The sequence below is a fragment of the Streptomyces sp. NPDC048461 genome (assembly GCF_055587105.1).
The window spans coordinates 74,201-84,708 of record NZ_JBVJGW010000032.1; the positions used below are offsets into that span (position 1 = coordinate 74,201).

The 10,508-nt window shown below is 75.1% G+C and carries 8 protein-coding genes; 3 read left to right on the forward strand and 5 right to left on the reverse strand.

Annotation, left to right across the window (positions count from 1 at the left end):
• The 4 genes from ACZ6S8_RS34825 to ACZ6S8_RS34840 all read right to left on the reverse strand — a co-directional run bounded on the left by ACZ6S8_RS34825 (window position 1) and on the right by ACZ6S8_RS34840 (window position 8,278).
• On the reverse strand, window positions 1-1,938 hold the full coding sequence (locus tag ACZ6S8_RS34825; RefSeq protein WP_469461819.1) for a non-ribosomal peptide synthetase: 1,938 nt from the start codon (window positions 1,936-1,938) through the stop codon (window positions 1-3).
• Window positions 1,938-5,132 (reverse strand): non-ribosomal peptide synthetase, encoded by a 3,195-nt coding sequence (locus ACZ6S8_RS34830; RefSeq protein WP_469461821.1) that lies wholly within the window; start codon window positions 5,130-5,132, stop codon window positions 1,938-1,940. The genes ACZ6S8_RS34825 and ACZ6S8_RS34830 overlap by 1 nt, the downstream gene beginning before the upstream one ends.
• A 427-nt stretch (window positions 5,133-5,559) precedes the next feature.
• The gene (locus ACZ6S8_RS34835; RefSeq protein WP_469461822.1) at window positions 5,560-6,858 is read right to left on the reverse strand and encodes a condensation domain-containing protein; all 1,299 of its coding nucleotides are present in this window, start codon (window positions 6,856-6,858) and stop codon (window positions 5,560-5,562) included.
• A 73-nt stretch (window positions 6,859-6,931) separates the two neighbouring features.
• Complete coding sequence (locus ACZ6S8_RS34840; RefSeq protein ID WP_469461824.1) at window positions 6,932-8,278, reverse strand: MFS transporter; 1,347 nt, start codon at window positions 8,276-8,278, stop codon at window positions 6,932-6,934.
• A 383-nt stretch (window positions 8,279-8,661) separates the two neighbouring features.
• On the opposite strand from ACZ6S8_RS34840, the gene ACZ6S8_RS34845 reads away from it, so the two are divergent.
• The gene (locus ACZ6S8_RS34845; RefSeq protein WP_469461825.1) at window positions 8,662-9,249 is read left to right on the forward strand and encodes a TetR/AcrR family transcriptional regulator; all 588 of its coding nucleotides are present in this window, start codon (window positions 8,662-8,664) and stop codon (window positions 9,247-9,249) included.
• Window positions 9,246-9,626: a hypothetical protein gene (locus ACZ6S8_RS34850; RefSeq protein ID WP_469461827.1), complete on the forward strand. Its 381-nt coding sequence runs from the start codon at window positions 9,246-9,248 to the stop codon at window positions 9,624-9,626. The genes ACZ6S8_RS34845 and ACZ6S8_RS34850 overlap by 4 nt, the downstream gene beginning before the upstream one ends.
• A gap of 65 nt (window positions 9,627-9,691) precedes the next feature.
• Here ACZ6S8_RS34850 and ACZ6S8_RS34855 read toward each other — a convergent pair whose 3' ends face one another.
• Complete coding sequence (locus tag ACZ6S8_RS34855; protein ID WP_386529095.1) at window positions 9,692-9,928, reverse strand: zinc finger domain-containing protein; 237 nt, start codon at window positions 9,926-9,928, stop codon at window positions 9,692-9,694.
• 245 nt (window positions 9,929-10,173) lie between these two features.
• Between ACZ6S8_RS34855 and ACZ6S8_RS34860 the strand changes: the two genes are divergently transcribed.
• Window positions 10,174-10,508, forward strand: a 335-nt coding sequence (locus tag ACZ6S8_RS34860) for a PRC-barrel domain-containing protein (protein ID WP_469461830.1), incomplete at its 3' end; no start/stop codon positions are given.

Here is a 10,508-nt window from a genome sequence, read left to right on the forward strand (position 1 = left end):
TCAGGCTCCTGCCGGTCGCGGGGTCCGGCGCTGTTCGAGGAGGGCGGCGAAGGCGCGGAGGTCGGTGCTGCGCAGCAGCTCGGGGGCGCGCGGGCGCACCCCGGTCTCGCGTTCGACGGTGTCCAGCAGCCGTGCGGCGACGAGGGACGTGCCGCCGGCGTCGGTGAAGTTGTCGCCGAGGCCGGTGCCGGGCCGGCCGAGCAGCTCGCGCACGGTCGTCAGTACGAGCCGCTCGGAGGCGGTGACGGCTTCCGCGAGGTCGTCCGGGGCGGTGGCGGCACCCCGCGCCCCGGCGGCCGGGGCATCGGCCGCGGCGGCCGCCAGGGCGGCTCGGTCCACCTTGCCGTTGGCGTCGAGCGGGAAGCCGTCGACGATCCGTACGGCGGCGGGGACGGCCTGCTCGGGGAGCCAGGCGCGGACCCCGGCGAGGAGGTCCCCGGCCGCGGGTCCGGCGCCGTCGGCGGGTCGTACGTGCGCGACGAGGCGTCCGTGGCCGGAGCTGTCGCGCAGCACGGTGACGACGGCGCTGCGGACCCGGGGGTCCTGCTCGAAGGCGGCTTCGACCTCGGCCGGTTCGATGCGTACCCCGCTGATCTTCACCTGGTCGTCGAGGCGGCCGAGGAAGTCCAGGCTTCCGTCGGCGTTCATGCGTACCCGGTCGCCGGTGCGGTAGAGGCGGTCGATCCCGGGCAGCGCCGGTTCGCGCGGCGGCGGGACGAAGCGGCGGGCGGTCAGTTCGGGGTCGAGGTAGCCGACGGCCAGACAGTGGCCGCCGACGCGCAGTTCACCGTCCTGTCCGCGGGCGACGGGGCGGCCGTCGTCGTCCGTGACGACGAGGGTGACGCCCGGCAGCGCGGTGCCGATGGGCGGCGGGGCCGGGTCACCGGTCTCCGGGTCGGTGGCGCGCATGGTGTGGGCGGTGGTGACGACGGTCGCCTCGGCGGGACCGTAGGCGTTGTGGACGGCGGCGGTGACGTCGTGGCCCGGGCGGCGGCGCATGCGGTCGCCGCCGACGACGAGGTGACGCAGCTTCAGGTCCTGCGGCCACGGGCGGTCCAGGAGCGGTTCGACGGTGGGCGTGGCCGCCACCACGTGGGTGAGGCCGCTCTCCCGCCACCAGTCGGTGAGCACGTGCGAGTCCCAGCGGGTGTCGTCCGGAGCCGGGACGAGCGCGGCGCCGGAGGTCAGGCCGGCCCACAGCTCCAGCAGGTGCGGGTCGAACGCGACACCGATGAGCAGGGACTGGCGGTCGCCCGGCGCGAGGCCGGTCGCGGCCCGGTACCAGTCGAGGGCGACGGAGAGCGAGGCCTCGGCCACGGCGACCGCCTTGGGCCGGCCGGTGGACCCGGAGGTGAGGACGGCGTACAGGGCGCCTTCGGGCGCGCGCCGGGCGCCGCCGACGGAGTCGGTGAAGGCCGCCACCACGGCGGCGGGGGCGTTGACGCCGTCCGTGGGCAGCGGCAGCGGGAGGTGCTCCCCGCTGCGGTGCTCCTCGGGCAGGACTCCCGGGTCGCCGATGAGGCAGGCGACGTCGAGGTCCTCGGTGACGGCGCGGGTCCGGCGTTCGCCGGGGCGGGGGCCGAGCGGCAGGTAGACGGCGCCGATCCGGGCGAGCGCGACGGCGGTCACCACCAGGGCGGTGGAGCGGTCGAGGCAGACGCCGACCAGGTCACCGGGGCGTACGCGGTCGCCCAGGGCGGCGGCGACCCGTACGGCCGCCGCGTCGAGCTCACGGTACGTCCAGGTCCGGGCGCCGTCGACGACGGCCGGGGCCTGCGGATCACGCCGGGCCAGCTCCTCGAAGCGGGCGACCACCCCGGTCGGTTCGGCGGCGGGGCCGTGGGCGACGCTCGGCGCGCCGGCGGTGCCGTGCGCGGGGGCGGAGCCCGTCTCGACGGGCGTGGCGGGGGCGACGGGAAGGGTCGGGGACTGGGTCATCACGACTCCGTGGAAAGGGTGGTGGTGGCGAGGGCCTCGGCCTGGTCGGCGAGCACGGGGTTGCGGAAGAGCACCCTCAGCGGCGGGCGCGTGCCCAGCCGGGGCTCCAGCCAGGCGGCCAGCTCGGCGGCCAGCAGGGAGTGGCCCCCGCTGTGGAAGAAGTGGGAGCGGGTGTCGAACCGGCCGTGGCCGAGGACCTCGCGCCAGCCTTCCGCGAGCAGGGCCGTCATCGGGTCGTCGGACCCGGAGACGGCCGCGGAACCGGCCTCGAAACCGGCCTCGGACCCGGCAGCGGAATCGGCTCCGGCTCCGTGCGCGGGCTCGGCCGCCGTGGCGGCGTCGGGGTCGAGGGCGGCCGCCCGGCGGGACAGCGCCGTACGGTCGGGCTTGCCGCCGGCGAGGGTCGGCATGGCGTCCAGCCGGGCCCACCGGGCGGGCACGAGGGCGCCGGGCAGCCGGCGGCTCAGCTCGGCGTGCAGCGCCTTCTCGTCGAAGGCCGCGCCGTCGGCGAGGTCTTCGAGGAAGCCGACGAGCCGGGGCCCGCCGGGGCTCTCCCGGTCCAGTACGACGGCGCAGGACCGGCCGCCCAGCACCGCGGACGCCGCCGCCTCGATCTCCTCCAGCTCGATGCGGTGCCCGCGCAGCTTGATCTGGTTGTCGCGCCGGCCGAGGAAGTACAGCAGCCCGTCCAGACCGCGGTAGCCGAGGTCGCCGGTGAGGTAGACGCGCTGCCCGTCGAGTGCGTCGACGGTGACGAACCGGGCCGCCGTCGCCTCCGCGTTGCCCGCGTAGCCCTCGGCGAGACCGGGCCCGGCGACGGCGAGTTCACCGACCGCGCCGGACGGCAGCGGGCGGTGGTGGGCGTCCAGGACGTGGACCCGCTCGCCGGGGAGCTCGGTGCCCAGGGGGACTTCGGCGCCCTCGGCGAGGGCGTCGCGGGAGACCTCGTGGACGGTCGAGCTGATGGCCGCCTCCGTGACGCCGTACACGTTGAGCACGGTGGCGTCCGTGTCGGCGAGGACCCCGCGCAGTGCCTCCACGGGCAGGCGCTCGCCGCCGAGGACCAGGAGCCGGGGCGCCCAGCTCTCGTCGCGCAGCGCGGGGCGCAGGTCCTCGCGGGTCGCGAGGAAGTAGCTGGTGGGCAGGTTGGCGACGGTGACCCGGGCGGACACCAGCAGTGCGGTGAGCTCGGCGCCCGTGGGCACCTCGTACTCGGGCACGACCAGGCACGCACCGGCGTGCAGGGCCGGCAGCACCTCTTCGAGGGCCACGTCGAAGGACGGCTGGGCGAACATCAGGACCCGGTCCGAGGTGGTGAGGCCGAACCGGTCGGCGGCCGCGGTCAGATGGTGCACGAGCGCCGCGGGGCCGACCGCGACCGGCTTCGGCGTCCCGGTGGAGCCGGAGGTGTGGATGACGTACGCGGTGCCGGGAAGCTCCGCGGTCCCGTGCGCGGGGGGCAGGACCGGCGCGTCGATCCGGGCCGTCGGCAGTGCCTCCGGCAGGGCCGGGGTGCCGTCACCGGTGAGGACCAGCGCCGGCGCGAGGCGTTCCAGCAGCAGTGCGAGCCGGGCCGGCGGATCGGCCGGGGACAGCGGGCAGTAGACGGCGCCGGTCCGCAGGCACGCGAGCAGGGCGACGACCGAGTCGGTCCCCCGGGGCAGGACCACGGCCACCGGCCGGCCGGGCGTCACACCGGCAGCGCGCAGCCGGTCGGCGAGCGCGCCGACGCGGTCGTCGAGTTCGCCGTACGTGAGCCGGCGCGCGCCGCACAGCACGGCGGGCAGCGAGGGGTGGTGTGCGGCCACGGGGTCCAGCGGATCGCGGCCGGCCGGTACGGGCACGGGCTCGGCGGCCGGCTCCACGGCGGTGGGCGCCAGGCCGGCGAGCGGGGTCTCGGGGGCGTCGAGGTAGGCGCGCAGCAGGTCCAGGAAGCGGCCGGAGAGCAGTCGGGCGACGTCCTCGCCGAAGAGGTCGACGTCGTAGTCCCAGACGAGGGTCATGCCGGGCGAGCCGTGGCGCGGGGTGACGCCGCGCCGGTCGTCCGGGAGCAGCACCACGTCGAGGTCGAAGCGGGTGGTTCCGGTGTTGAAGCCCTCGAAGAGGGTGATGTCGAGGCCGGGTACGTCGATCTCGGGCAGTGGCGCGTCGTGGGCGCTGAACATGACGGAGAAGAGGGGGTTGTCGGCGCCGGAGGTGTGCATCCCGAGCGCGCGGGTCAGTTCCTGGACCGGCACGTCCTGGTGCGGCAGGGCGCGGATGAGGGTGTCGGTGACCTCGTCCATGGCGTCCTGGGCGGGGGCGGCGCCGTCCAGGGCGAGCGGCAGCGGGATGGTGTTGACGAACATGCCCACGGCGTCCTCGTAGCCGAGGGGGCGGTTGCCGACGGCGGTGCCGATGACCATCCGGGAGCGGCCGCTGTGCCGGCGCAGGAGTTCGGCGAACAGGCCGAGGAGCGTGGCGAACGGGGTCAGGCCGCGGGAACGGGCGTGTCCGCGCAGGCGTTCGGCGAGATCGGCGCCGATCGTCTGGCGCAGCTGCCCGCCGTGGTGCCTGCGGCGGGCACCGGGGCGGGTCAGGCCGGGCAGCGGCAGGTCGTGCTGCCGGTCGCGCAGCGCGGCCCGCCAGAAGTCGAGCGATGCGGGGGCGTACCCGGCCCCGGCCCGGTCCCGTACGTGGTCCGCGTACGAGGAGGCGGGCGGGAGCGCAAGGGTCTCGCCGAGGACGTGCGCGCGGTAGACGCGGAAGACGTCGCCGAGCAGGATCGCGAAGGAGTGCCCGTCGTGGATCAGGTGGTGCTCGACGTGGACCAGCCGGTGGTGGTGATCGGCCAGCCGCACGAGCGTCCAGCGGATCAGCGGGGCCTCGAAGGTGTCGAGCGGTGTCTCGGCCTCGGTGCGCAGCAGCCGGGCGAAGGCCGCCTCGGGGTCCGGCTCCGTGCCGAGGTCGACGGTGCGCAGCCTCGGCGAGCACCGCGGTGCGACCCGCTGTCCCGGTACGGAGCCGGCGGAGGCGACGAGTTCGAGCCGCAGACCGGGGTGGCGCGCCAGCGTGGCGTCGAGCCCCCGGCGCAGCGCCTCGGCGTCGAGCGTGCCCCACAGGTCCAGCGAGGCGGTGAAGTTGTAGGCGCGACTGCCGGGCTGCATCTGCTCGTGCAGCCAGACGATCTCCTGCGAGGAGGAGAGGGGAAGCATGGGCGATCCCTGGGGTTGTCGGGTCGGTGTCCGGTGCCGGTCACGGTCGTGTCCGGCGGTCGTGCGGGCGGCATCGCGGGTCGCGCGGTGCCGCTTTCTGCGTGGGGATGCCGTGGGGGTGGTTCGGGGTGCGTGCGCCCGGCGGCGCGGCGGCGCGTGGTGCCGGTCGGCGTGGGTGGGCCGGGTCGGCGGGCGGTACGGGAGGCGCGTGGACGGCGGCGCGCGTGACGGCGGGGTGCGGGCACCGGGGCGGTCGCCGGTGTGCGGGGCCGCGGGTCGCGTACGCGCCGGGCGGCCGGGCGGGGCCGGGGGGCCGCGCCCGGCCCGGGGGCGGCGTACTGCTCGTGCCGTGCGGCCCTCGCCGGGGCGTCCCGGAGCCCGGACGTCCGGTGGGTCGGGCGTCCGGGCGAGGGGGCGCCGGGCGGGGTCACCCCGCGGTGGGCTCCGGGGGCCGCAGCGCGTGGGTGAGCGCGTCGAACGCACGGTGCGCGGTCGCGTCGTCGAGCACCGCCCGGTCCCACACCATCCGCAGGCGGATCTCCGCTCCCTGGGTGACGGAGACGGCGAAGGGCCCGCGGACCGGTCTGCCGTCGACGTGGACCTCCCGGCCTTCGACACCGGCCAGTCTGAGGGGCGGGCGGCGGCTGTCGTCGTCCACGGTCAGCAGTCCGTCGAGGCCTCCGGTCCAGCCGGAGCCGGCGGCCCGCGCGGCGCCGACGACCGCGTCGAACGGTACGTCGGCCCGGTCGAGGTCGTCCCACCACCCGTCGGCCGTGGCGTCGGGTCCGGGTCCCGGGCCGGTGTCGGCCGGGAAGACGAGGGTGTTGAGGAAGCAGCCGATGACGGGTTCCGCTCCCGCGGGACGGCCGCCCCACGGGTAGCCGAGCGGGACCGCGCGGTCCGGGCCGTACAGCTCGCGGGCGGCGACGCGGCAGGCGTCGAGCAGGCCGGGGAAGGACACGCCGGCGTCGTGCGCGGGCAGTCGGGCCTGCGCGGCGCCGCCGGGCGGTGCCCCCTCGGGCACGCGTTCCGGGCGGGGCGCCGGTGCGTGGGCGCGCAGCGCGCGCAGCCGGTCCGCCCAGTACGCGGTCGCCTCTGGCGTCTCCGCCCTTTCCTCGGATGCCAGTTGGCGCAGGACCGCGTCCCGGTAGGAGGCGAGTTCGGCCGCCGTCTCCTCCGGCGCGACGCAGGATGCGGTGGGGCCGGTGGGCCCCTCGTCGTACGCGGCACCGAGCTCGTCGACGATCCGCGCCAGCGAACGGCCGTCGCAGACGGCGTGGTCCAGGACGACGGCGAGGACGTCCTCGCGGCGCTCCTCGTCGGCTACGAGGAAGAGCCGCAAGGGGGGACCCTGCACGTCCCAGGAGGACAGCGCGCGACGGAGCCCGTCGGCAGGCGTCTCCCCCGGTACGAGGGCCGTCCGGGTCACGCCGGCCTCCGGGGCGTCGACGCTCAGGACGGGGGTGCCGCGGACGACGGCGGGCCGCGAGCGCAGGGCGGTGTGCCGGGCGGCCAGCGTGCGGGCCGCCGCGCCCAGGCGTTCGGGGTCGACGGTCCCGTACGGGAAAGCGAAGCACATCGGCACCACGTCGGGGCGTCCCGCCGGGTCCAGCGAGCGCACCAGCGCGAAGCGGCGCTGGGCTCCGGTGACCGGCAGCAGGGCGTCGGACCGGTCGCCGGTGAGGCGCCGGTAGCGGGCCAGGTACTGACTCGTGATGCTGGGCACGTGGTCCTCTTCGTCGTGACCGCGGTCGCGGTCGCGCGGATCGGTGGGTCGGCGGGTGGGCGTGGCGCCCGTGTCAGCCGGCGGGTGCGGAGGCCGGCCGTTCGTCGCCGTCGGCGGGGACCTTCTCCGGCGGTGTCGCCGGGCCGGCGCCGTCGCCGCCGTCGCCCTGCGGGCCGGGCAGGTCGCGCATCCGGCGCAGCGGGGAGAACAGCAGCGGCAGCGGTACGGCGAGGATGCCGACGGCGCACCAGGCGAGTGCCGTGCGCGACCCGTAGGACTGGGCGAGGGCTCCGCCGAGGAGCGCGCCGAGCGGCAGGGTGCCCCACATGAGGAAGCGCAGGGTGGCGTTCATCCGGCCGAGCAGGCGCGGGGGGCACAGGCCTTGGCGGAAGCTGACCTGGGCGACGTTGTAGACGACGGCGCCGAAGGAGACGACTCCCGATCCGGCCGCGAAGAGGGCCGCCCCGGCGAAACCGTGCCCGGACAGGGGCCACAGCAGCGCGAAGGGGCCGGTGGCGAGGACGGACAGGAGGATGACCCGCGCCTGCCCGAGCCGGGCGGCGAGGCGCCCGGCGCACAGGGCGCCGAGGAGCCCTCCCACGGCCGACGCGGACAGCACCAGCCCGAGCCCGCCGGCCTCCAGTCCCACGACGCGGACGAGGTGCACGGTCTGCGTCGCCATGAGGACGGCCATGGAGAAATTGGCGAGGCCGGTGGTGAACGCGATGACGCGGAGCAGCGGATGGCCGAAGACGAAGCGGACTCCCTCGCCGATCTCCCGGCGCAGGGAGCCCCCGGCGGCGGCGGGCTCGGGCGCTTCCTCGACGTGCTCGATGCGGCGGAGGAACAGGGCGGAGAGCACGTAGCCGATGACGTCGACGACGACCGCGAACTGCGCGCCGACGAGTTGGACCAGTCCGCCGCCGACACCGGGCCCGGTCACCTGGGCGGTGGACCGGACGGTCTCCAACGCGCCGTTTCCGGCTACGAGTTGGTCGCGGGGCAGGATCTGCGGCAGGTAACTCTGATGGGCGACGTCGAAGAACACGGTCGCCACGCCCGTCACGAGCGCGACGACGTAGAGCTGGACCATGGTCAGGACGTCGGCGAGCGCGGCGGCGGGGATGCTCGCCATGGCGACGGCACGCACCAGGTCCGCCCGGATCATCAGCGGCCGCTTGCGCATGCGGTCGGTGAGCGCCCCCGCGGGCAGCCCGACGAGCAGGAACGCGGCGGTTTCCGCGGCCGTCAGGAGGCCCACCTGGAAGGCGGGCGCGTCGAGTTCGAGGACGGCCACGAGGGGCAGCGCCACCAGCGTCACCTGGGCACCGAGCTGTCCGGTGGCGGCTCCCGCGAGCAACAGTCGGAAGTCGCGCAAGCGCATGGGGCCACCGGCGGCGGCTCGGGATGTGTCGGACATGTGAACGACAGTCACCGAACGACCGATCGGGAGTCAAAGCAAACCTGTCAGTTTCGGACTTGTTTTGCGGCTCCGCCGACACAACTCAGGAAATCTTTCGCACTACCGGAGGTACGACCGCGTGAATTCCTGCCGGTCGCGCACGCGGCGCCGGACAGGCGAAGCAAGGGGGGCAAGGGATGCGGGCAAGCACCGGGCGACCGCCGTGACCCTGAGTGATCGGTCCCATCCTGACCGAAAACACTCATCTGTGATCACTCCGCTACGGAGGCACCTCCTCCGTCCGCTATGCGAACGGCCGCGCGGCCGTCGCGGCCCCCTCTCTCGACCCCGGCGACGCCGGGGGTTGTTTACGATACGGGTCGACCCGTATCGTAAAGCGCGTGAACTCCTCTCCGTCCCCCAGGGGACGCCCCAGGGACCCCCGCTCGCACGAGGCGATCGTCAGCGCGACCACGGAGCTGCTGGTCGAGACCGGCTACGCCGCCACCTCCATCGGAGCGGTGGCCGCCCGCGCCGGCGTCGGCAAGGACACGGTCTACCGACGGTGGCGGGGCAAGCCGGAGTTGGTGTTCGAGGCCGTGTTCACGACCACCGACGACGCTCCGGTCCCGGACACCGGAACACTGGCCGGAGACCTGACCGTCCTGTTGCAGGGCCTGGTGGACGAGTTCCACGCACCCGCCGCCGCGGCGGCGCTCCCGGGGCTCCTCGCCGACTTCGCCGCCGATCCGGTCCTGAAGGCACGCATCCGCAGCGACTTCCTGGCCCCCTCGAAGGAGCGGCTGCTGATCGTCTTCGAACGCGCCGCGGCACGCGGGGAGATCGAGGCCGGCACACCCGTGGACCTGGTCCTGGACACGCTGGCGGGGTCCGTGTTCTTCCACGTCGGTCTGATCGGGGAGCACCCCGACCCGCAGCTGGCCGGCCGGCTGGCTGCCGTCATCGCCCAGGGAATCGAGATCCGATGAACGGATGGCTCCTCGCAGCCGGTATCACCGCGTCCGGTGTGGCCGCGGCGCACATCGTCGGCGGGCACCGGGACGTGGTCCGCCCGCTGCTGTCCTGCGGACTCGCCGACGAACCCCGGCGCGTCCTGCACGCCGTGTGGCACATGGTGAGCATCGACCTGGTGCTCTCGGCCGCCGTGTTGGTCCACCTCGCGCTGGCGGACGCCGCGCCGGCGACCGGTCCCCTGGCGTGGTTCGTGGCCGCGCACTTCCTCGCGTACACGGCCGCCTTCCTGGTCGTCACCCTGTCGGTCGGCTGGCCGAAGCCGCTGCTCCGGCTGCCGCAGTGGTTCCTGCTCCTGCCGGTCGCGGCCCTGACGGCGGCGGGCGCCGCGTAGGGGGCACGGCAGGAGGACCACGCCGAGCGGCCTCCGCGGGGGCGCCGGTCCCGGCGCCCGCCGCCTCAGCCGGCCAGCGCCGCCAGCAGCGGGCCCCTGACCCGCTCCGAGCGGGCACGGTGGGCCCGGCGGCGCTCGACGTGGACACTGCGACGGGACAGGCAGAGCTCCCCCGCGGGGACACGGCAGGTGGGGCAGGCCTCGGCGAACGCGCCGTGCCGGAACCGGCGGTGCGTTTCGTACGCGGCGTCCAGGGCCGCATCGAAGACGGAACCCGGTATCAGCGCTGGGGCAGTACGCACGGAGGTCATCTCCTCACACGGGGGCGCGGCGGCCTCGGCACCCACACTCCACAGGTCGAACAAGCGGTTCCTCCCTCGGCTTCCCCGTTTTCGCAGTTCAACACGGGGGCACCGCGTTCGGGGAAAACGCGAGTTGCCGGGTGTGAGCCGCCGGGGCCGGGGCAGGCGCTGTTCAGCGAGGCCGAGTCACCCGGTGTCCGGGAGAGACCGGCCGACCAATTCACCGATCCAGGAGGAGACTTCGTATGACTGAGAACGTGTGGGGATACCGGGAAACGTCCGGCCGTCTGGCCGGCGCCGATCTGACCGGCTACAAGGTCGAGGCGACGGACGGCTCCATCGGGAAGGTCGACAAGCACTCCGACGAGGTCGGCTCCTCGTACATCGTGGTCGACACCGGTCCGTGGATCTTCGGCAAGGAGGTCCTGCTGCCCGCCGGCACGATCGCCCGGGTCGACGCCGATGACCAGAAGGTCTACGTGGACCGGACCAAGGAGCAGATCAAGAACGCTCCGGAGTTCGACAAGGACAAGCACCTCGGCAACGAGGACTACCACCGCGAGGTCGGCGGCTACTACGA

Coding starts and splice junctions, on each gene's coding strand:
- ACZ6S8_RS34840 (WP_469461824.1), bottom strand. CDS start 8,278: ATGTCCGACACATCCCGAGCCGCCGCCGGTGGCCCCATGCGCTTGCGC.
- ACZ6S8_RS34830 (WP_469461821.1), bottom strand. CDS start 5,132: ATGCTTCCCCTCTCCTCCTCGCAGGAGATCGTCTGGCTGCACGAGCAG.
- ACZ6S8_RS34825 (WP_469461819.1), bottom strand. CDS start 1,938: ATGACCCAGTCCCCGACCCTTCCCGTCGCCCCCGCCACGCCCGTCGAG.
- ACZ6S8_RS34850 (WP_469461827.1), top strand. CDS start 9,246: ATGAACGGATGGCTCCTCGCAGCCGGTATCACCGCGTCCGGTGTGGCC.